This window comes from Streptomyces sp. NPDC032472, from assembly GCF_040636955.1.
Lineage (GTDB): Bacteria > Actinomycetota > Actinomycetes > Streptomycetales > Streptomycetaceae > Streptomyces.
In genome coordinates this window covers 16,359-37,313 of record NZ_JBEZVK010000025.1, presented here as the reverse complement: position 1 = coordinate 37,313, position 20,955 = coordinate 16,359, and the positions used below count along the sequence as shown (strand labels likewise).

Genomic DNA, 20,955 nt, shown 5'->3' with positions numbered 1-20,955 from the left:
TCAATCGCATGATCGTAAAGTGGCGGGCTGCCGTGCGCGAGGCCGCGCGGGGCCCGGTGGCCACCCACGCGCTGATCGCCGGCTGCTGCCTGGTGTTCGTCCTCGGCCCGGCGTCGGGGCTGAACCCCTCCTACGGCACCGGCGAGCAGCTCCTGGACACCGGGGGTGCGTACTTCCGGCGGTGGGGCGTGGTCCCGGACGAGCTCTTCACCGGGTCCGGGCGGGCCCTGCTGACCCCGCTGACCGCGCTGTTCGTGCACGGCAGCTGGCTGCACCTGCTCGGGAACATGCTGTTCCTGTACGTCTTCGGCGCCATGGCGGAGGAGCGGATGGGGCGCCCGGCGTTCCTGTGCTTCTACGTCTGCACCGGCTACCTGGCCCTCGCCGCGTACGCGGCCGCCAACGCCTCCTCCGACCAGACCCTCGTCGGCGCCTCGGGCGCGATCTCGGCGGTGCTGGGCGCGTTCCTGTGCCTGTTCCCGCGGGCGCGGGTGACGAGCCTGTTCCCGTTCCTGCTGTTCCTGCCGCTGCGGTTCCCCGCCTGGCTGGTGCTGCTGTTCTGGTTCGCCCTGCAGTGGCTGGCGGCGCACCGGGCGGACAGCGGGCCGGGGGTCGCCTACCTGGCCCACCTGGTGGGCTTCTCGCTCGGCTTCGTCTACGCGTGGGGGCGCTACCGGCGTACGACTAGAGTGAGGCGATCAGCGACGGCCACCGAGGGAGACAGCCAGCCATGATCACCGCGATCGTGCTCATCAAGACCAGCGTGGACCGCATCCCCGAGATCGCCGAGTCCATCGCCGCGCTGGAGAACGTCAGCGAGGTGTACTCCGTCACCGGGACGTACGACCTCATCGCGCTGGTCCGCGTGGCCCGCCACGACGACCTGGCGGACATCATCCCGGGCCGCATCAGCAAGATCCCGGGCGTCGAGGCCACCGACACCCACGTGGCGTTCCGCACCTACTCCCAGCACGACCTGGAAGCCGCCTTCGCCATCGGCCTGGACGCGTAGGGCCCGGCCGCCGCACCGGCCCCCGGCTCACAGCCGGGGCAGCACCTCCCCCGGCCCGGCCGGTCGGCCCTCGGCCAGCCAGAAGACGTAGCCGCGCAGGCAGTCGCCGAGACCGCTGTCGATGTGCGCGATGTACTCCCGCGCCCCGAGGGCGGCCTCGCGCTCGTACGGGCTCGCCGACCCCGACCAGGTCCGGGCCACGCCCACGGCCCACTCGCGCACCCGCCCGCGCTCGCGCCACCAGTCCCGGACCAGCTCCGGCGTCCAGTGCAGTTCGCCGTCGGCGCCGTAGCCGGCGAAGGGATCGGCCTCGGCGGCGCAGATCAGGTCGTGCGTCTCGGCGACGGTGCGGGGCTGGCGGTAGACGAACTCCTGGCCGTGGTCGTCGTCGTACAGGACGTGGGCGGGCGCGCGAGCCCGGCCGGTCCCACAGGTGTCGCTGTCCGCCCCGTAGAACGGCCCGGGGACGTCGCGCCGGCTTCGCTTCTCCCAGCGGCCCGGCACCGGGGCGCTCCAGTCCTGCACCGGGGCGCCCCCCTGCGGCAGGGGGCGGCCGGCGGCGGCGCCGACGGTCGGGACCGGGTCCCAGTACGTGGTCAGCGGCATGGCCGGCAGGGTGTCACACGGCCGGGACGCAGCGGCCCTCCTCCGTGCGGTACTGCCACTTCGCGCCCTCGGTGACGAGTTCCCTGACCGCGCGGACGAAGCGGTCCACGTGCTCGTCGGGGGTGCCGGCGCCGAAGCTGACGCGGATGGCGTTCAGGGTGGGGGTCCCCCCGGACGAAGTCCGGGGGAGCTCGCCGGGGGCCGCCTCGGGGGCTCCGCACTCGCCCGGCTCCTGCGGGGCGCTGCCCAGCAGGGTGCGGACCAGCGGGTGGGCGCAGAACAGGCCGTCGCGCACGCCGATGCCGTACTCGGCGGACAGGGCGGCGGCGAAGTGGGAGCTGTTCCAGCCGTCCACCACGAAGGAGATCACGCCGACGCGCGGGGCGTCGTCGCCGAAGAGGGACAGGATCCGCACCTGCGGGACGTCCGAGAGGCCGCCGCGGACCTTCTCGATCAGGTGGCGCTCCCGGGCGACGAGGGCGTCGAAGCCGGCCTCCGTCAGGGCCCGGCAGGCCGAGGCGATCGCGTAGACGCCGATGACGTTCGGGGAGCCGGCCTCGTGCCGCGCGGCCGTGGTGTGCCACTCGACCTCGACGCCCCCGGCCCCTTCCCCGCTGACGCGTCGCGTGACCCGGCGGGAGGCGCCGCCGCCCGCCAGGTACGGCTGCGCCTGCTGCAGCCAGTCGGCCCGGCCGGCCAGCACGCCCGAGCCGAAGGGCGCGTACAGCTTGTGCCCGGAGAAGGCCACCCAGTCCACGTCCAGCTCGCGCACGGAGACCGGGTGGTGCGGGGCCAGCTGCGCGGCGTCGAGGACGATGCGGGCGCCGTGGGCGTGCGCGGCGGCGGCGAGCTCCTGCACCGGCCACAGCTCGCCGGTGACGTTGGAGGCGCCGGTCACGCACACCAGCGCGGGGCCGTGGGGGGCGCGGTCGGCGAGGGCCCGCTCCAGGGTGGCCACGGCCTCACCCGGGGTGCGCGGCGCGTTGAGGTACGTGACCTGCGCGTCGTCCCACGGCAGCAGCGAGGCGTGGTGCTCGGTCTCGAAGACGAAGACCCGGCAGCCGGCCGGGAGGGCGGCCGCCAGCAGGTTCAGCGAGTCGGTGGTGGACCGGGTGAAGACCACCTGGTCGGACGGACGGCAGTCCAGGAACGCGGCGACCGCGGCCCGGCTCTGCTCGAACAGGTCGGTGGACAGCTGCGAGAGGTAGCCCGCGCCGCGGTGCACGCTGCCGTAGTACGGGGCGTACGCGGCCACGTCGTCCCACACGCGCTGCAGGGCCGGGGCGCTCGCCGCGTAGTCCAGGGCCGCGTAGGTGACCTCCCCGCCGGTGACGAGGGGGACGGTGACGTCGCGGCCGAGTACGGCGAGCGGCTCGGCACAGGCGGGGTCGCAGGCGGGGCCGCAGGCAGCGGGGGCGACGGCGGGGGCGACGGCGGGGGCGACGGCGGGGGCGACGGCGGCGTTCAGGGATGCGGACATGGCGGAATCTCCCGGCAGGCAGGGCGGAATGGCTTCGGAGGTCACCCGTGGGCGGGTACGGCGGCGCTACGGGCCGGCCGTCGTCCGGGGCACGGGGAAAGGTCTCGGAGGGGGTGCGGGTACGCGAAGAGGACCCTGTTCCGAGGGGTGAAGAAGGGGCGGATCCGCCCTATCGCATTCGCTTGCTCACGGAAAAACACTCCTCGAGAGACCAGGACCCCTGGTGTCGAGGGATCCGCGCTTGCCGCAGACCTTGTTGCCTGCGACCCGGTCATCACCCGGGGCACCCCGCCACGGAAGGAGGGTTGCCGGACAGCAAGCCGGGGCCAAAACGCTGTCACTCGTGACCTGGTCAGCATCCTGCCACAAGATCCCGCACGCACAAGGCCCCGGTCCGCATGCCGGGACCGGGGCCTTGGCCGGAAATCGACGGAAGGGATCCGTCAGCTCACGCGTTGCTGGCCGCCACCCACCGCTCCAGCGCGGCCCGCGCGGCCCCCGAGTCGATGGCCTCCGCCCCGCGGGCGATGGCCTGGCGGATCTGCTCCTCCAGGGAGCCCGAGCCGGGGTCCAGGGCCACCAGGGCGGCCGCCGCGTTCAGCAGGACCGCGTCGCGCACCGGGCCGGTCTCGCCGGCCAGCAGCCGGCGGGCGACGTCCGCGTTGTACGAGGCGTCCGCCCCGCGCAGCTCGGAGACGTCGACCAGGTCGATGCCCACGTCGCGCGGGTCGAAGGGCTGCTCCTGCACGCGGCCCTCGCGCACCCACCACACCCGGGAGGTCGCCGTCGTCGTCAGCTCGTCCAGGCCGTCGTCCCCGCGGAACACCAGCGCCGAGGAGCCGCGCTCCGCCAGCACCCCCGCCACGATCGGCGCCACGCGGGCGTCGGCGACGCCGGTGGCCTGCGCCCGCACCCGGGCCGGGTTCGTCAGCGGGCCCAGGAAGTTGAAGGTGGTGCGGATGCCGAGCTCCCGGCGGGCGGCGGCGACGTGCCGCAGCGCCGGGTGGAACTTCACCGCGAAGCAGAAGGTGATGCCGGCCTGCTCGGCGACCTCGACCACCCGCGCCGGGGTGAGGTCCAGGTTGACGCCGAGCTTCTCCAGCACGTCGGAGGCCCCGCTCGCCGAGGACGCCGCCCGGTTGCCGTGCTTGACGACCTTGGCGCCCGTGCCGGCGACGACGATGGACGACATCGTCGAGATGTTCACCGTCTTGGCGCCGTCGCCGCCGGTGCCGACGATGTCCACCGTCCGCCCCGGCACCTCGATCAGATTGGCGTGCGCGTACATGGCGCGCACCATGCCGTTGATCTCCTCGACCGTCTCCCCCTTGGCCCGCAGGGCCACCACGAAGCCCGCGATCTGGGCGTCGGTGGCCGCGCCCCGCATGATCCGGTCCATCGCCCAGGCGGTGTCGTCGGCGTGCAGGTCCCGGCCGCCGAGCAGGGCGTCGAGGACGCCCGGCCAGGTGGGGGCCGCCACGCTGTCGCCGCCTGCCGGGGTCACAACGTTCATGGTCCGCTCCTGAGGGTCCACCGTCGGATGAAGAGGTCTTGAAGGCTTCAGCCTATCCAGCCCCGAACACGGCAAAGAGCCCCGTCCAGACCCTGGACGGGGCTCTCGCCGTGGCGACACCGGAACTGACCGGAATCAGTCCCCTACGGGATCAGTGGTGGCCGTGGCCGCTCTGGATCTCCTTGTACTCCTCCACCGTGGGCTTCGGAATCTGGTTGTTCTCGGCGTAGAGGCCCTTGCTGAGCTTCACGCGGAGCTTCTCCATGCGGCCGACCTTGCGCTCGACGCCGTTCTCGTCGACCGTCGGGCCGAGTTCGAGCGGCTTGTACTGCTCGTGCGCGGTCAGCGTGTGCAGCTTGTCCTGCGACAGCGGCTCGTGGACCTCGACGAACTCACCGTGCGGCAGGCGCTTGATGATGCCGGTCTCGCGGCCGTGCAGCACCTTGTCGTGGTCACGGCGCTGCAGGCCGAGGCAGATCCGCTTGGTGACGATGAACGCCAGCACCGGGACGACGAAGAAACCGATCCGCACGAACCAGGTGATGTTGTTGATCGACAGGTGGAAGTACTGCGCGAACATGTCGTTGCCACCGCCGATGAGGAGCACGATGTACTCCGCGATCCAGGCGACACCGAACGCGGTGCGGGTCGGGACGTTGCGCGGGCGGTCCAGGATGTGGTGCTCGCGCTTGTCGCCGGTGACCCAGGACTCGATGAACGGCCACACCGCGATCGCGCCGAGGACCAGCGGGAAGAGCAGCAGCGGGATGAACACGCCCAGGACGAGCGTGTGGCCCCACAGGTTGATCTCCCAGCCGGGCATGGCACGGATCAGGCCTTCCGGCATACCCATGTACCAGTCGGGCTGCGCACCGGTGGACACGTGGTCCGGGCGGTACGGGCCGAGCGCCCAGATCGGGTTGATCGAGGCGATCGCCGCGATGGCCGCGATGACACCGAAGACCAGGAAGAAGAAGCCTCCGGCCTTGGCCATGTAGACGGGCAGCAGCGGCATGCCGACGACGTTGTTGTTCGTCTTGCCGGGACCCGCGAACTGGGTGTGCTTGTGGTAGAAGACCAGGATCAGGTGGGCCACCAGCAGGCCCATCATGATGCCGGGCAGCAGCAGGATGTGGATCGAGTAGAACCGCGCGACGAAGTCGCCGCCGGGGAACTCGCCGCCGAAGAGGAAGAACGAGATGTACGTGCCGACGATCGGCACGGACAGGATCGCGCCCTCCATGAAGCGGACACCGGTGCCCGAGAGCAGGTCGTCCGGCAGGGAGTAACCGGTGAAGCCGGTGAACATGCCGAGGACCAGCAGCAGGAAGCCGAAGATCCAGTTGACCTCGCGCGGCTTGCGGAACGCGCCGGTGAAGAAGACGCGCATCATGTGCACGACCATGCCCGCGACGAAGATCAGCGCCGACCAGTGGTGGATCTGCCGGATGAGCAGACCGCCGCGGACGTCGAAGCTGATGTCGAGCGTCGAGGAGAAGGCCTCGGACATCGTGACGCCCTGCATCGGGACGTACGAGCCGTGGTACACGACCTCGTTCATGCTCGGGTGGAAGAACAGCGTCAGGTACACACCCGTGAGGATGATGATGATGAAGCTGTAGAGGCAGATCTCGCCCAGCATGAAGGACCAGTGGTCCGGGAAGATCTTGCGCATGTTCGCCTTGGCGAGGCTGTAGATGCCCAGGCGGCCGTCCGCCCAGTCCGCTACGCGCTCGCCGGCAGGCGCTTTGCGCTTCGTGTCGGTGGCAGTGCTCATCCGCGCTCCCAGAATGCAGGACCGACGGGCTCCTCGAAGTCGCCGAGCGCCTCGAGGAAGCCTTCGCCATTCACGCCGATCCGCAGCTGCGGAAGCGCGTGGCCGGCCGGGCCGAAGATGACACGGGCGCCGTCGGAGAGGTCGAAGGTGGACTGGTGGCACGGGCAGAGCACGTGGTGCGTCTGCTGCTCGTACAGGCTGATCGGGCAGCCGACGTGGGTGCAGATCTTCGAGTAGGCCACGATGCCCTCGTGGGACCACTCGAGTTCCTGCTTGTCCTTGATGTCCTCCGGCTTGATCCGGACGATCATCAGGGCGGCCTTGGCGATCTGGGTCTGGAAGTCGTGCTGCGCCTCCTCCAGGCCCTCGGGCATGGCGAAGGTCAGCGAACCGGTCTGGACGTCCTCGGGACGCAGCGGCTCCATCGTGTTCTGGTTGATGAGCAGCTTGCCCTTGGCCCACATGGTCTTGCGCAGCTTGTCCTCGGGCAGCGGGCCCAGGTCGCGCATGATCACGACGGCGGACAGCGGCAGCATGGCCAGCGCGCCGAGCATCGTGTTGCGGATCAGCGGGCGGCGGCCGATGGCGGACTCGTTCGCACCGTCGGCGAAGTCCTGGAGGACCTTCGCCTTGACCTCCGCCGGGGCGGCGATCGGGTGGCGCTCGTCGGCGACCTCGACGTCGGACATCAGGGTGCGGGCCCAGTGGACCGCGCCCGCGCCGATGCAGAAGAGGGCCGCGCCCAACGTCAGACCCAGGGCGAAGTTGAGGGCGCTCACCTTCCCGATGGGGAAGATGAACACGATCTTGTCGACCGGGATGCTCACGTACGCGGCGATGAAGCCGATCGTGGCGAGCATCGACAGCGTGAACAGCATCGCCACGGTGCGCTCGGAGCGCCGGGCGGCCCGCTCGTCGATGTCCTGGATACGCGGCTTGTGGACCGGGAGGCCGGGGTCGGCGAACGGGTCGTCCGCGACCGCCACACCACCGTGGTGCGCGTCGCCCTGCTCGCTCGGCAGGTGCTTGTCTTCGGGAATGTCTTGGCTACTCATGACTTCTTGGCCTTAGCGGTGTGGGCCGCGACCCAGACGGCGACAGCGATCAGCGCACCCAGACCGAAGATCCAGCCGAAGAGGCCCTCGGAGACGGGGCCGAGGCCGCCGAGCTTGAGGCCGCCCGGGCTGACCGACTTCTCGCCGTTCACGTGCTGGAGGTACGCGATGATGTCCTTCTTCTGCTTCTCCGGCATGGTGCTGTCCGGGAAGGAGGGCATGTTCTGCGGGCCGGTGAGCATGGCCTCGTAGACGTGCTTCGGCTCGACGCCCTCGAGGTTGGGGGCGTACTTGCCGTTCGTCAGGGCGCCGCCCTCACCGGTGAAGTTGTGGCACTGCGCGCAGTTGTTGCGGAACAGCTCGCCACCCTTCGCGACGTCGGCACCCGCCGGGTCGTACTGCTTCTCGGTCGGCGCGATCGGGCCGGCGCCGAGGGAGGCGATGTACGCGGCCAGCTGGTCGATCTGCGCCTGGGAGTAGATCACCGGCTTCTTCGGCACCTGGGCGCCGGGCTGCTGGGCGGGCATGCGGCCCGTGCTCACCTGGAAGTCGACGGCCGCGGAGCCGACGCCGACCAGGCTGGGGCCGTCAGTGGTTCCCTGACCGCCGGTTCCGTGGCAGCTTGCGCAACCCACGGCGTAGAGCTTCTTGCCCTCCTCGATGGCGAGGGACTGGGCGGTTTCATCGGCCTGCGCCTTGCCCGCAGGGGCGAAGGCGGCGTACAGCCCCCCAGTGGCCGCCAGCGCGAGGAGTAGAACGACGACCGCCGCCAGCGGATGGCGTCGTCGTGCGGAGAGCTTTTTCACGGATTACCCCGGTGTCAGGATCTTCTGCGTCGGTGTTTCTGGATGGAGTGCCGGGGCGCGCCCGGCGACGTGTTCCCGCTACTTGATCAGGTAGATCGTCGCGAAGAGGCCGATCCAGACAACATCGACGAAGTGCCAGTAGTAGGACACGACGATGGCCGACGTGGCCTGTTCGTGGGTGAACCTCTTGGCCGCGTACGTCCGGCCGAGGACCAGCAGGAAGGCGATCAGACCGCCCGTCACGTGCAGTCCGTGGAAGCCGGTGGTCAGGTAGAAGACCGAACCGTACGGACCGGACGAGAGGGAGATGCCCTCGTGCTTGACCAGCTCGGTGTACTCGAACACCTGGCCGCCAATGAAGATCGCACCCATGATGAACGTGACGATGAACCACGTCCGGAGCTTCTTCACGTCACCGCGCTCGGCGGCGAAGACGCCGAGCTGGCAGGTGAGGGAGGAAAGCACCAGGATCGTGGTGTTCGTCGCCGAGAAGGGCAGATTCAGGGCCGAGGCCTGCTCTGTCCAGTACTCGGCGCCCGTCACCGATCGCAGGGTGAAGTACATCGCGAAGAGGGCCGCGAAGAACATCAGCTCGGAACTCAACCAGATGATGGTTCCGACGCTGACGAGGTTCGGTCGATTGACCGTCGGGTGCGCGTGCCCGGTATCTACTGTCGTTGCTGTCGCCACGACCGACATTATGTCGGTCGCTTATCCCGCCCTCACCCCGGGGGGTGCCGTTCGGAGTGTCAGGGCCGTGTGCAAGGCCCGAACGGCCCATCGGAGCACCGTTCGCGAGGGTGTGCGAACCGATGTTGACACCGGGTCTGGAGGAGTAGCATCCCGCGCAACATCAACGTGATTCACGGCACCGTGGAGGAACGAAATGCGGTCGACTGCACGGGTTCTGGTCTACAGCGACGACGCGAACACCCGGCAGCAGGTGCGCCTGGCGGCCGGGCGCAGGCCGGCCGCGGACCTGCCGCCCGTCGAGTTCACGGAGTGCGCCACGCTGCCGGCGGTCCTGAGCGAACTGGACGCGGGCGGGATCGACGTGTGCGTGCTGGACGGTGAGGCGGTTCCGGCCGGGGGCATGGGGGTGTGCCGGCAGATCAAGGACGAGGTCTTCCGCTGCCCGCCGGTACTGCTGCTGATGGGGCGTCCGCAGGACGCCTGGCTGGCCACGTGGAGCCGCGCGGATGCGGCGGTGACCCTTCCGGTCGACCCGGTGGAGTTCGCGGACGCACTGGCGGCCCTGCTGCGCTCCCGGCTGTCTCTGGACGCCTAGGAGCAGCCGCCCCGGTGCGCAGGGCCCCGTTCGGGCTCCTGGGCACCGGGGCAGGGCCCGTGCGCGGGGTCCCTGCGCGGGCGGGGCCGGGTCTCAGACCTGCGGGCGCAGGCGGGCCTGGTCGACGGGGCTGCGGCCGTCCTGGGTGCCCTTGAGCAGGGCGCTGCCCTCGCGCCAGTGCTTCCAGTCCATGTTCCACTCGCCGAAGCCGTTGCCGAAGACGTCCATGTCGGCGCCGATGGAATTGATCACCTTCACGACGTCGCCCTCGGTGATGTTCTCGTAGAACCAGGCGGCGTTGCCCGTGCTCATGCCGGTGCAGCCGTGGCTGACGTTCTCGTAGCCCTGCGAGTCGACGGACCAGGGGGCGGCGTGGACGTATTCACCACTCCAGGTGACCCGGGTCGCGTAGTAGACGGGCAGGTCGTAGTACTCGCTGCCGCCGATGCCCACGGTGTCGCCGCGCATCCGAACGAAGTACTGCTTGCCGAGCACCACCTTGACCCCGTTGCGGGTGGAGAAGCCGGGCTTTCCGGTGGTCACCGGAATGGTGTTGATCACTTCTCCGTTGCGCCGGAACGTGAGGGAGTGGGCGGCGGCGTCGGTGGTGACCTCGACGCGGTCGCCGATCTCCAGCTTCACCGGCTTGCTCCCGGCCCCGTGGAGGTGGTCGGAGATCCGGACGCCCTCCAGGTTGCTGCGTACGGAGACGGTGCTGTGGGCGGGCCAGTACTCCTTGGGCCTGAAGTGGACGTGCTTGTCGTCCACCCAGTACCAGGAGCCCTCGACGCCGGGCGGGGTGTCGACGACCAGGCCGCGTTCGACGACGGCGCGGGCCGCCTTGTCCTTGACGGGCTCGCTGAGTGCGGCCGTGATGGGCTGTCCGACGCCGTATTTGCCCGTGGCCGGGCCCAATTCGACCGCCAGGACCTTTTTGGCCGGGCTGGTGTCGAACGCCAGCGTACGCAGCCCTGGGGCGCCGCGTTCGTTCTCCGTACTGACCTGGACCGTGTAGTGCTGGCCGGCCGCCATCGGGGCGGTGCTGTGCCAGCGGTCGCCCTTGGCGGTCAGCTCGCCCGCGAGACGGCGGCCCTGGGTGTCCACGGCGGTCACGTCGGTGATCCGGCCGGAGCCCGCCTTGGCGGTGATCTCGAGGGGCTTGTCGGGGTCGACGGGGCGGCGGCCCGAGGCCTGGTTGAAGGCGATCTGCTGTCCCGCGTCGTACGGGCGGGCGGACAGCGGGTTGTCACGGCCTCCGCACGCGGTGGCGCCGGCACCGAGGGACGCGACCAGCGCGGTGCAGCCGAGTGCGGTCCGAAGACGCGGTGAGTGCTTCATGGGACCCACGCTATGAAAGTACGCAAATCATGGCGCGCGGGGTGACTCCAAACGAGGGGCCCGGACTCCTCTGTTCGAGGTGTCCGGGCCCCAGGTGCGGCTCTGCGCCGCGTGGTACTGCCGGTGCTGCTACTGGTTCTGGTTCTCACCGCGGTAGTACTCGTACACCCAGCCCCACAGGCCGATCAGGATGATCGGGGCCGAGAAGTACATGAGCCACCAGCCGAAGATGACGCCCATGAACGCGAGCGCACCGCCGATGCCGAGCGACAGCGGCTGCCAGCTGTGCGGGGAGAAGAACCCCAGCTCGCCGGCCTCGTCGGCGACTTCGGCCTCCAGGTTGTCCTGGGCCATCTCGTCGACGCGCTTGGCCGTGAAGGCCAGGTAGTAGCCGATCATCACGCTCAGGCCGAAGGCCAGGAAGAGCGCGGTGGTTCCGACGGGCTCCTTCGACCACACGCCGTACACGACGGCCATGATCAGGATGAAGAAGGAGAGCCAGAGGAACATCTTGCCCTGGATCTTCACTTGCCGGCCTCCTTGCCACCGGTCACGGCCTTCGCACCGTGGTCCTCGAGGTGGTCGAGGGCCGCGATCTCAGGGTGGTGCAGGTCGAACGCCGGCGATTCGCTGCGGATGCGCGGCAGGGTGAGGAAGTTGTGCCGCGGCGGCGGGCAGGACGTCGCCCACTCGAGCGAACGGCCGTAGCCCCACGGGTCGTCGACCTCGATCTTCTTGCCGTACTTGGCCGTCTTCCAGACGTTGTACATGAACGGCAGGAACGACAGGCCGAGCACGAACGAGCTGATCGTCGAGATCGTGTTCAGCGCGGTGAAGCCGTCGGCCGCGAGGTAGTCCGCGTAACGGCGCGGCATGCCCTCGGCGCCCAGCCAGTGCTGCACCAGGAAGGTGCCGTGGAAGCCGATGAACAGCGTCCAGAAGGTGATCTTGCCGAGGCGCTCGTCCAGCATCTTGCCCGTGAACTTCGGCCACCAGAAGTGGAAGCCGGCGAACATCGCGAACACCACGGTGCCGAAGACGACGTAGTGGAAGTGGGCGACGACGAAGTACGAGTCGGAGACGTGGAAGTCCATCGGGGGCGAGGCCAGGATGACGCCGGTCAGACCACCGAAGGTGAAGGTGACCAGGAAGCCGATCGTCCAGAGCATCGGGGTCTCGAAGGACAGCGAGCCCTTCCACATGGTGCCGATCCAGTTGAAGAACTTCACACCGGTCGGGACCGCGATCAGGAAGGTCATGAAGGAGAAGAACGGCAGCAGCACACCGCCGGTGACGTACATGTGGTGGGCCCACACGGTCACCGAGAGGCCGGCGATCGCGATCGTCGCGGCGATCAGGCCGATGTAACCGAACATCGGCTTGCGCGAGAAGACCGGGATGATCTCGGAGACGATGCCGAAGAACGGCAGGGCGATGATGTACACCTCTGGGTGTCCGAAGAACCAGAAGAGGTGTTGCCACAGCAGTGCGCCGCCGTTGGCCGCGTCGAAGACGTGGGCACCGAACTTGCGGTCGGCCTCCAGCGCGAAGAGCGCGGCGGCCAGGACCGGGAAGGCGAGCAGGACCAGGACACCGGTCAGCAGCACGTTCCAGGTGAAGATCGGCATGCGGAACATCGTCATGCCGGGGGCGCGCATGCAGATGATCGTGGTGATGAAGTTGACCGAGCCGAGGATCGTGCCGAAGCCGGAGAAGGCCAGACCCATGATCCACATGTCGGCGCCGATGCCCGGCGAGCGGACCGCGTCCGACAGCGGGGAGTAGGCGAACCAGCCGAAGTCGGCGGCGCCGTTCGGCGTCACGAAGCCGGCCACCGCGATGGTCGAGCCGAAGAGGTAGAGCCAGTACGCGAACATGTTCAGCCGCGGGAACGCCACGTCGGGCGCACCGATCTGCAGCGGCATGATCCAGTTGGCGAAGCCTGCGAACAGCGGGGTGGCGAACATCAGCAGCATGATCGTGCCATGCATGGTGAACGCCTGGTTGAACTGCTCGTTCGACATGATCTGCATGCCGGGGCGGGCGAGCTCGGCACGCATGAACAGTGCCATCACGCCGCCGATGAGGAAGAACACGAACGACGTGACCAGGTACATCGTACCGATGGTCTTGTGGTCGGTCGTGGTCATCCACTTCACGATGACGTTGCCCGGCTGCTTGCGCCGCACCGGCAGCTCGTTCTCATACGAGTCGGCGGCGGCACCCTGGGATTCGTTGAGGATGCTCACAGTTTGTTCGTCTCCGCGTTCCGGGCCGGGTCAGTCTGCTTGATGCCGGCCGGCAGGAAGCCGGTCTGCCCCTTCTCGGCCAGTTCCTTCAGGTGCGCCCGGTACGCCTCGGGGGACACGACCTTGACGTTGAAGAGCATCCGGGAGTGGTCGACGCCGCAGAGCTCGGCGCACTTGCCCATGAAGGTGCCCTCTTCGGAGGGGGTGACCTCGAAGACGTTGGTGTGGCCCGGGATGACGTCCTGCTTGAAGAGGAACGGCACCACCCAGAAGGAGTGGATGACGTCGTTCGAGGACAGGATGAAGCGGACCTTCTCGCCCTTGGGCAGCCAGAGGGTCGGCCCCGGGTTGCCGGTCTGCGGGTTGTGGTCGCCCGGGATGCCCTTCTCGTAGACGCCCTCGGCGCCCGCCGGGAAGTCCTTGGTGAAGCGGTCCGGGATCCGGGAGAGCTCCTTCGGGACCTCACCGGCCTTCGGGGTCGCCGCGTCGCCGTCGACGTTCTCGATGTAGTTGAAGCCCCAGCTCCACTGGAAGCCGATCACGTTGATCGTGTGCGCGGGCTTCGGGGTGAGCGAGAGGAGCTTCGACTCGTCACGGGCGGTGAAGTAGAACAGCACCGAGACGATGATGAGCGGGACCACGGTGTACAGCGCCTCGATGGGCATGTTGTACCGGGTCTGCGGGGGGACCTCCACCTTCGTCCGGCTGCGCCGGTGGAAGATGACGCTCCACAGGATCAGGCCCCACACCAGGATGCCGGTGACCAGAGCGGCCGCCCAGGACCCCTGCCACAGGGAGAGGATGCGAGGCGCCTCCTCCGTGACCGGGGTGGGCATTCCGAGGCGGGGGAAGTTTTTCCATGTGTACGAGCAACCAGTGGCGGTCGCCAGGACCACGCCCGCAGTCAGCGCCTGCAGCAGCTTCCGCCGCATCGGGCGCCGCGGCGAGCGGTCGGAGCCGTAGGGACTCACGTAGCGCCTTCCCGAGAGTCTCGGCCCGCGCGGCCGGCCGCGGCCGTGTTCGGGTCGGTCGCCGGCCCTGACGCAGGCAGGGGTTTGGATGTTTATGCGGACCAAACCCTACTGGACGCTATTTGGGGTCGCGCGGGGAGGGTGCCCAACGCGCCGCTACTGCCCCCGAAGGGATGGATCCGCCGTACGGGGGACGGCGCGGCACCGGCTGAATGGCGGCCTCCTGGCGGCATCTGACGCCCCCTGACCTCCGGCTCGGGGGGCGGCCGGTTAGCGTGACCGGATGCCGTACTTCGACACCGCGTCCGCCGCCCCGCTGCACCCCGTCGCCCGGCAGGCGCTGCAGGCTTCGCTGGACGAGGGCTGGGCCGACCCCGCCCGACTGTACCGGGAGGGGAGGCGGGCCCGGCTGCTGCTGGACGCGGCGCGCGAGGCTGCCGCGGAGGCGGTGGGCTGCCGGCCCGACGAGCTCGTGTTCACTCCTTCGGGGACGCACGCGGTTCACTCCGGGATCGCGGGCGTGCTGGCCGGCCGCCGGCGCGTCGGCAGCCATATGGTCGTATCGGCGGTCGAACACAGCAGCGTGCTCCACGCGGCGGAGGTGCACGAGGCGGGCGGCGGCACGGTGGCCCGGGTGCCGGTGGACCGCATGGGCGCGGCCTCCGCGGCCGGTTACGCCTCGGCGCTGACCGCGTCGACCGCGCTGGCCTGCCTGCAGTCCGCCAATCACGAGGTGGGCACGGTGCAGCCGGTGGCCGAGGTGGCCGAGGTGTGCGCGGCGGCCGGGGTGCCGCTGCTGGTGGACGCGGCCCAGTCGGTGGGCTGGGGGCCGGTGGAGGGCCGCTGGTCGGTGCTGGCCGCCAGCGCCCACAAGTGGGGCGGCCCGCCCGGGGTCGGGCTGCTGGCGGTCCGCAAGGGTGTCCGCTTCGCCCCCCAAGGTCCTGCCGACGAGCGGGAGTCGGGGCGCTCCCCCGGTTTCGCCAACCTGCCGGCCATCGTCGCCGCGGCCGCGTCCCTGCGGGCCGTACGGGCCGAGGCCGATGCGGAGGCGGCCCGGCTGCGGGTGCTCGTGGACCGGATCCGGCGGCGGGTCGCCCGGCTGGTGCCGGACGTGGAGGTGGTCGGGGATCCCGTGCGGCGGCTGCCGCACCTGGTGACGTTCTCCTGCCTGTACGTGGACGGCGAGACCCTGCTGCACGAGCTGGACCGGGCGGGCTACTCCGTCTCCTCCGGCTCCTCCTGCACGAGCTCCACCCTGACCCCCAGTCATGTCCTGAAGGCGATGGGGGTGCTGTCGGAGGGCAACGTCCGGGTCTCGCTGCCGGCGGGGACCACCGCGGCGGAGGTGAACGGCTTCCTGGATGTGCTGCCGGGGGTGGTGGCCGGGGTGCGGGACACGCTGGGCGTGCCGGAGGAGGCGCCGCAGGCTCCTGTCGCGGAGTCGCTGGAGGTGGACGCCGTCGGGCTGCGCTGCCCGCAGCCGGTGATCGAGCTGGCCCGGGCCATCCGCACGGTCCCGGTGGGCGGCACCGTCACCGTGGTCTCGGACGACGAGGTGGCCCGCCTGGACATCCCGGCGTGGTGCGCGATGCGGGGCCACACCTACCTGGGCGAATCCCCCCGCCCACCGGCCACGGCCTACACGGTCCGCCGCAACCTCTGACCCCGCCGCACCTCCGAAGCCGGGCGGAGCCCGGTGCCCGGCGGAGCCGGGGTCCCTGGTTCCCGCTGCGCGGAGCGATCCCCTCCCCGCCCCTTCCCGAAACCGGGCTCCGCCCGGACCCTCCCCCAGCTACCGCTGGGGGGACCCCCAGCGCCTCAAGCGCCGGCGAGGCCGGAAAGCCCGGCGCTCCGCGCCCGATCCGCTTCCGCTCAATCGCCGCGCGGCTGGAAGACCCGGGCGCTTCGCGCCCGGTGCGCTCAAACGCCGCGCGGGCTGGATGTTCCAGCCTCGCCGGCGTTTGAGGCGCTGGGGGTCCGGGGGCGGAGCTCCGGGATACGGCGAAAGGGCGGGGCGGGGAGGGGCTCCGCGCAGCGGGACCCCCGGGCCGGGGTCAGGCGGACAGGTGGGCGCGGACCTCGGCGGCGGCGTCCTCGCCGTACGCCTTGGTGAACCGCTCCATGAAGTGGGCCCGGGCCAGCGTGTACTCCTGGGTGCCCAGCGTCTCGATGACGAGCGTGGCCAGCATGCAGCCCAGCTGAGCCGCCCGCTCCAGCCCGACCCCCCAGCCCAGCCCCGTGAGGAAGCCCGCGCGGAACGCGTCGCCGACACCGGTCGGGTCGACCTTGGCCGTCTCCTCCGGGCAGCCGACCAGGATGGTCTCCTCACCGGCCCGCTCGATGCGGACACCCCGCGACCCCAGCGTCGTCACCCGCGTGCCGACCTTGGCGAGGATCTCCTCGTCCGACCACCCGGACTTGGTCTCGATGAGGCCCTTCTCGTACTCGTTCGAGAACAGGTACGTCGCACCCTCCATCAGGGTGCGGATGTTCTCCCCGTCCATGCGGGCGATCTGCTGCGAGAAGTCCGCGGCGAAGGGGATGCCCCGCGTCCGGCACTCCTCCGTGTGGCGGAGCATCGCCTCGGGGTCGTCGGCGCCGATGAGGACGAGGTCGAGCCCTCCCACCCGGTCGGCGACGGCCTTCAGCTCGATCTGGCGGGCCTCGCTCATCGCGCCCGTGTAGAAGGACCCGATCTGGTTGTGGTCGGCATCGGTGGTGCAGACGAAGCGCGCGGTGTGCAGCACCTCGGAGATCCGCACGGACGCGGTGTCGACGCCGTGCCGGTCGAGCCAGGCGCGGTACTCGTCGAAGTCGGAGCCCGCCGCTCCGACCAGGATCGGCCGGGTGCCGAGCTGGCCCATGCCGAAGCAGATGTTCGGGCCGACGCCGCCCCGCCGCACGTCGAGGTTGTCGACGAGGAAGGAGAGGGAGACCGTGTGCAGCTGGTCCGCGACGAACTGGTCCGCGAAGCGGCCGGGGAAGGTCATGAGGTGGTCGGTGGCGATGGAGCCGGTGACTGCGATACGCACGGCGTGGATGCTCCTGCGGATGACGGCGAGGTGACAGTCAAAACTACCCGGTCCCGGCCGTCCCGCCGACCCCCCGAAACTACCCCGTAGTAGGTCTTTCTCCGCGGGCGGCACCGAGCCTACCGTGCCCCCATGACCTATACCGATGGATTCGGATACGGAGCGTACGCGGCCGACACGCGCCCTGGGTTCGCGCAGCTGCTCGGCGACTGCGCCAGGATGGCCCCGCACTGGGCGGTCCCGGCGGACCCGCGGCCGGCCCGGGTGGCGCCCGCGCAGATCCACGGGGTCAGCGTGCCGCCCTCCTCGGCCCGCCTGATCGCCGCCACCGCCGAGTACGGCGACTAGGGCGGCGGAACCGGTTTCGCTCCTGTTCCGTCACACCGGCATCAGCCACCGGCGGTACGGGCGAAGGAGCATGCGGTGACCAGCGAACAACCCGACACATCACGCGGCACACGGCGGCGGCCCGCCTGGGCCATCGGCTCGATCGCGGCGGCCGTCCTGCTCGCCGGCGGCGGCACGGCGTACTGGGCCTCCACGGCGTACGGCGACGGCGGCTCGGGCGGCGGCCGTACGGGCAACGCCGCGGCCGCGGCGCCCCGCGTGGCCCCGAGTCCGTCCGGTCCGGGCATCGCCCCCGGCGAGCCGGACCCGCACGGCAGCGGAGTGACGTACCGGGCGGAGGTCCCGCTCCCGGAGGCCCCGGCGAGCGCGCCCTCGTACGCCGCGACCGGCGAGATCGGCGAGCAGGAGGTGGCCCGGCTCGCGCAGGCCCTCGGCATCGCGGGCGCCCCGCGGCTGGTCGGCGAGACCTGGCAGGCCGGGGAGGGCGGCGACGGGTCCGGGCCCCTGCTCACCGTGAACCGCAAGGCCCCCGGCACCTGGAACTTCGCCCGCTTCCACGGGGGCGGCGGCGCGGGCGACGACTGCAAGCGCGGCAAGGACACCTGCGGGCCCGCGACGCTCCCCCAGGGCGAGGGTGGGGGCGGCGAAGGTGCGGGCGGCGGCAAGCCGGTGAGCGAGGAGGCCGCGAAGGCGGCCGCCGCCCCGGTGCTGGCCGCGGTCGGGCAGAGCGGGGCCCGGCTGGACGCCCGCCAGACCCAGGGTGCGGTCCGGGTGGTGACCGCCGACCCGGTGATCGGCGGACTGCCCACGCAGGGCTGGTCCACCAAGGTCAGCGTCGGCGCGGACAGCACGGTGGTGGGGGGCAGCGGCGAGCTGAAGGCGCCGGAGCGGGCCGGGGAGCAGCCGGTGATCGGAGCCGTGGAGGCGCTGGCCCGGCTGAACCGGGCCTCGGGCGGCGCGGACGGTACGGGCCCCGGCCCGAGCGGCTGTGCGACCTCGGTCCCGCTGACCCCGGACACCCCGGTCGGCCCCTCGGACACGCTGCCGTGCAACCCGGAGCCGCGGCCGATGAAGCCGCCGCGGACCGAGACGGTGAAGGGCGCCGTGCTGGGTCTCGCCCCCGGGACGGTGAACGGGGCCCGCGGCCTGGTGCCGGCCTGGCACTTCGAGGTGGCGGGCACGGGCGGTGCGCCGGGGCGCACGGTGGTCCAGTCCGCCGTGGAGGGCGGCTCCACCCCGCCGGCTCCGGCGTCGGGCGCGCGGACGGTGCCGGGGTTCTCGTACGGGCAGGCCGACCGGAAGCTGACGGTGAACTTCTGGGGCGGGGTGTGCAGCACGTACGCGCTGGAGGCCCGTGAGGAGGCCGGTTCGGTGACGGTGCGGATCACGGACACCCCGACCGATCCCGGCCGGGCCTGCATCATGATCGCCCAGGAGATGTCGGTGTCGGCGACGCTGCAGCAGCCGCTGGGCGAGCGCAAGGTGGTCGACGGGACCACGGGCAAGCCGCTGCCGAAGCAGTAGGGCTCCGGTCCACACACGAAGGCCCCCGGCACCGTGAGGTGCCGGGGGCCTTCGTCACGCTTCAGGCTTAGCTGAAGGAGTCGCCGCAGGCGCAGGAGCCGGTGGCGTTGGGGTTGTCGATCGTGAAGCCCTGCTTCTCGATCGTGTCGACGAAGTCGATCGAGGCACCCTGCAGGTACGGGGAGCTCATCCGGTCCGTGACGACCTTCACGCCGCCGAAGTCCTTGACGACGTCGCCGTCGAGCGAGCGCTCGTCGAAGAAGAGCTGGTAGCGCAGGCCGGAGCAGCCGCCGGGCTGGACGGCGACGCGGAGCGCCAGGTCATCGCGGCCCTCCTGCTCCAGCAGGGTCCTGACCTTCTCGGCGGCGGCGTCGGACAGGAGGATGCCGTCGCTCACAGTGGTCTTGTCGTCCTGTACGGACATCTGCATTCACTCCCGAAGTGGGCGGCTCCCCGCCTCAGGCAGGGAAACGTCGGACTCTTGCCGTCGATGGCAACGAGCGGGGCCGCGGATTCATTCCGGACCCGACGCGTGTTTCAGACATTCATGCTCGCACACCGCTGCCCGGCGGCGGACCCGGCGGAGCGACGGGTTCATCACGGGCGAATGCGTCACATCGACACTATGGCCATCGTCAAAGTGACATGAAGCAGCTATCATAGATAGCGTCAAATAGACGAGAAGTCGAATGAAGTCTCGTAGTCGCAGAACAGAAAGGGTGCGTGTCGTGACCACCGCCCAGCCTTTGGACGTCCAGCCGACGCCCCTTGCCCTGCTGCTGCTCGGCCGCGAAGCCGACCCCAAGAGCGAGCGCGGTGTGGAGTGTCCGGGCGACCTGCCCTCGCCGTCGGACCCGGACCTGGTGGCGCGCGCCCGCGCGGCCAAGGAGAAGCTCGGCGACAAGGTCTTCATCCTCGGCCACCACTACCAGCGGGACGAGGTCATCGAGTTTGCCGACGTCACCGGCGACTCCTTCAAGCTGGCCCGTGACGCGGCCGCCAAGCCGGAGGCCGAGTACATCGTCTTCTGCGGCGTCCACTTCATGGCCGAGTCGGCGGACATCCTGACCACCGACGCGCAGAAGGTCGTCCTGCCCGACCTGGCCGCGGGCTGCTCGATGGCCGACATGGCCACCGCCGAGCAGGTCGCCGAGTGCTGGGACACCCTGACCGAGGCGGGCATCGCCGAGGTGACGGTCCCCGTCTCGTACATGAACTCCTCCGCCGACATCAAGGCCTTCACCGGCAAGCACGGCGGCACGATCTGCACCTCCTCCAACGCGAAGAAGGCCCTGGACTGGGCCTTCGAGCAGGGCGAGAAGGTGCTCTTCCTCCCCGACCAGCACCTGGGCCGCAACACCGCCGTCCGCGACATGGGCATGTCCCTGGACGACTGCGTGGTCTACAACCCGCACAAGCCGAACGGCGGGCTGACCGCCGAGCAGCTGCGGGGCGCGAAGATGATCCTGTGGCGCGGGCACTGCTCGGTCCACGGCCGATTCTCGCTGGACTCGGTCAACGACGTCCGCGAGCGCATCCCGGGCGTGAACGTGCTGGTGCACCCGGAGTGCAAGCACGAGGTCGTGGCGGCCGCGGACTACGTCGGCTCGACGGAGTACATCATCAAGACGCTGGAGGCGGCCCCGGCCGGCTCCAAGTGGGCCATCGGCACCGAGCTGAACCTCGTCAAGCGCCTGGCGAACCGTTTCGCCGGGGAGGACAAGGAGGTCGTCTTCCTCGACAAGACGGTCTGCTTCTGCTCGACGATGAACCGCATCGACCTGCCGCACCTGGTCTGGACCCTGGAGTCCCTCGCCGAGGGCACCCTGGTCAACCAGATCCAGGTCGACAAGGAGACGGAGAGCTTCGCCAAGCTCGCCCTGGAGCGCATGCTCGCGCTCCCGTAGCGCGCGCACGGCCTGCCAAACGGCCGAAGGGCCGCCCCCCTCGTCGAGG

General features: G+C 70.4%; 20 protein-coding genes and 1 riboswitch. Of the genes, 7 read left to right on the top strand and 13 right to left on the bottom strand.

What is annotated here, in order from left to right; genetic code table 11:
- The first annotated feature begins 8 nt into the window (after positions 1-8).
- Together AB0F11_RS18810 and AB0F11_RS18805 are read left to right on the top strand one after the other, a co-directional pair.
- Positions 9-734: a rhomboid family intramembrane serine protease gene (locus tag AB0F11_RS18810; RefSeq protein ID WP_362174633.1), complete on the top strand. Its 726-nt coding sequence runs from the start codon at positions 9-11 to the stop codon at positions 732-734.
- Positions 731-1,012, top strand: a complete 282-nt coding sequence (locus tag AB0F11_RS18805) for an Lrp/AsnC ligand binding domain-containing protein (protein ID WP_114057247.1) — start codon at positions 731-733, stop codon at positions 1,010-1,012. The genes AB0F11_RS18810 and AB0F11_RS18805 overlap by 4 nt, the downstream gene beginning before the upstream one ends.
- A 27-nt stretch (positions 1,013-1,039) precedes the next feature.
- On the opposite strand, the gene AB0F11_RS18800 is transcribed toward AB0F11_RS18805, so the two are convergent.
- The 7 genes from AB0F11_RS18800 to AB0F11_RS18770 all read right to left on the bottom strand — a co-directional run bounded on the left by AB0F11_RS18800 (position 1,040) and on the right by AB0F11_RS18770 (position 8,948).
- Positions 1,040-1,618 carry a ferredoxin gene (locus AB0F11_RS18800; protein ID WP_362174630.1) on the bottom strand — a complete coding sequence of 193 codons (579 nt, stop codon included), beginning with the start codon at positions 1,616-1,618 and terminating at the stop codon, positions 1,040-1,042.
- 13 nt (positions 1,619-1,631) lie between these two features.
- A complete protein-coding gene (locus AB0F11_RS18795) occupies positions 1,632-3,098 on the bottom strand; it encodes an aminotransferase class V-fold PLP-dependent enzyme (RefSeq protein WP_362174627.1) in 1,467 nt (488 codons plus the stop codon).
- A 232-nt stretch (positions 3,099-3,330) separates the two neighbouring features.
- Positions 3,331-3,447: riboswitch (SAM riboswitch) on the bottom strand.
- Between the two features lie 99 nt (positions 3,448-3,546).
- Positions 3,547-4,611, bottom strand: a complete 1,065-nt coding sequence (gene trpD, locus AB0F11_RS18790) for an anthranilate phosphoribosyltransferase (RefSeq protein WP_362174624.1) — start codon at positions 4,609-4,611, stop codon at positions 3,547-3,549.
- 151 nt (positions 4,612-4,762) lie between these two features.
- Complete coding sequence (locus AB0F11_RS18785) at positions 4,763-6,388, bottom strand: cytochrome bc complex cytochrome b subunit (protein WP_362174622.1); 1,626 nt, start codon at positions 6,386-6,388, stop codon at positions 4,763-4,765.
- A complete protein-coding gene (locus AB0F11_RS18780) occupies positions 6,385-7,443 on the bottom strand; it encodes a Rieske 2Fe-2S domain-containing protein (protein WP_362174619.1) in 1,059 nt (352 codons plus the stop codon). The genes AB0F11_RS18785 and AB0F11_RS18780 overlap by 4 nt, the downstream gene beginning before the upstream one ends.
- Positions 7,440-8,249: a c-type cytochrome gene (locus AB0F11_RS18775; RefSeq protein ID WP_362174616.1), complete on the bottom strand. Its 810-nt coding sequence runs from the start codon at positions 8,247-8,249 to the stop codon at positions 7,440-7,442. Before AB0F11_RS18775 ends, AB0F11_RS18780 begins: the two co-directional genes overlap by 4 nt.
- Positions 8,250-8,327: 78 nt before the next feature.
- The gene (locus tag AB0F11_RS18770) at positions 8,328-8,948 is read right to left on the bottom strand and encodes a heme-copper oxidase subunit III (RefSeq protein ID WP_361914016.1); all 621 of its coding nucleotides are present in this window, start codon (positions 8,946-8,948) and stop codon (positions 8,328-8,330) included.
- Positions 8,949-9,135: 187 nt separating this feature from the next.
- On the opposite strand from AB0F11_RS18770, the gene AB0F11_RS18765 reads away from it, so the two are divergent.
- Positions 9,136-9,537 (top strand): hypothetical protein, encoded by a 402-nt coding sequence (locus tag AB0F11_RS18765; protein ID WP_361914019.1) that lies wholly within the window; start codon positions 9,136-9,138, stop codon positions 9,535-9,537.
- Positions 9,538-9,630: 93 nt separating this feature from the next.
- Here the strand turns inward: AB0F11_RS18765 and AB0F11_RS18760 are convergent, their stop codons facing one another.
- From AB0F11_RS18760 to coxB, 4 genes are all read right to left on the bottom strand, one after another.
- Positions 9,631-10,875, bottom strand: a complete 1,245-nt coding sequence (locus tag AB0F11_RS18760) for an Ig-like domain-containing protein (protein WP_362174612.1) — start codon at positions 10,873-10,875, stop codon at positions 9,631-9,633.
- Between the two features lie 129 nt (positions 10,876-11,004).
- Complete coding sequence (locus tag AB0F11_RS18755) at positions 11,005-11,403, bottom strand: cytochrome c oxidase subunit 4 (protein ID WP_361914025.1); 399 nt, start codon at positions 11,401-11,403, stop codon at positions 11,005-11,007.
- The gene (gene ctaD, locus AB0F11_RS18750; protein ID WP_362174609.1) at positions 11,400-13,124 is read right to left on the bottom strand and encodes a cytochrome c oxidase subunit I; all 1,725 of its coding nucleotides are present in this window, start codon (positions 13,122-13,124) and stop codon (positions 11,400-11,402) included. The genes AB0F11_RS18755 and ctaD overlap by 4 nt, the downstream gene beginning before the upstream one ends.
- On the bottom strand, positions 13,121-14,095 hold the full coding sequence (gene coxB / locus AB0F11_RS18745) for a cytochrome c oxidase subunit II (RefSeq protein WP_362174606.1): 975 nt from the start codon (positions 14,093-14,095) through the stop codon (positions 13,121-13,123). Before coxB ends, ctaD begins: the two co-directional genes overlap by 4 nt.
- 283 nt (positions 14,096-14,378) lie before the next feature.
- Between coxB and AB0F11_RS18740 the strand changes: the two genes are divergently transcribed.
- Complete coding sequence (locus AB0F11_RS18740) at positions 14,379-15,758, top strand: aminotransferase class V-fold PLP-dependent enzyme (RefSeq protein WP_362174604.1); 1,380 nt, start codon at positions 14,379-14,381, stop codon at positions 15,756-15,758.
- 391 nt (positions 15,759-16,149) lie between these two features.
- On the opposite strand, the gene AB0F11_RS18735 is transcribed toward AB0F11_RS18740, so the two are convergent.
- The gene (locus AB0F11_RS18735) at positions 16,150-17,127 is read right to left on the bottom strand and encodes a carbohydrate kinase family protein (protein WP_362174601.1); all 978 of its coding nucleotides are present in this window, start codon (positions 17,125-17,127) and stop codon (positions 16,150-16,152) included.
- A gap of 132 nt (positions 17,128-17,259) precedes the next feature.
- Here AB0F11_RS18735 and AB0F11_RS18730 point away from each other — a divergent pair, with 132 nt between their 5' ends.
- Positions 17,260-17,475, top strand: coding sequence for a hypothetical protein (locus tag AB0F11_RS18730; protein WP_362174599.1), 216 nt, complete (start codon positions 17,260-17,262; stop codon positions 17,473-17,475).
- Between the two features lie 75 nt (positions 17,476-17,550).
- Positions 17,551-18,999 carry a hypothetical protein gene (locus AB0F11_RS18725; RefSeq protein WP_362174596.1) on the top strand — a complete coding sequence of 483 codons (1,449 nt, stop codon included), beginning with the start codon at positions 17,551-17,553 and terminating at the stop codon, positions 18,997-18,999.
- 67 nt (positions 19,000-19,066) lie between these two features.
- Here AB0F11_RS18725 and AB0F11_RS18720 read toward each other — a convergent pair whose 3' ends face one another.
- Complete coding sequence (locus AB0F11_RS18720; RefSeq protein WP_114058871.1) at positions 19,067-19,423, bottom strand: iron-sulfur cluster assembly accessory protein; 357 nt, start codon at positions 19,421-19,423, stop codon at positions 19,067-19,069.
- A gap of 295 nt (positions 19,424-19,718) precedes the next feature.
- Here AB0F11_RS18720 and nadA point away from each other — a divergent pair, with 295 nt between their 5' ends.
- Positions 19,719-20,906 (top strand): quinolinate synthase NadA, encoded by a 1,188-nt coding sequence (gene nadA, locus AB0F11_RS18715; protein WP_362174593.1) that lies wholly within the window; start codon positions 19,719-19,721, stop codon positions 20,904-20,906.
- The last annotated feature ends 49 nt before the right edge of the window (positions 20,907-20,955 follow it).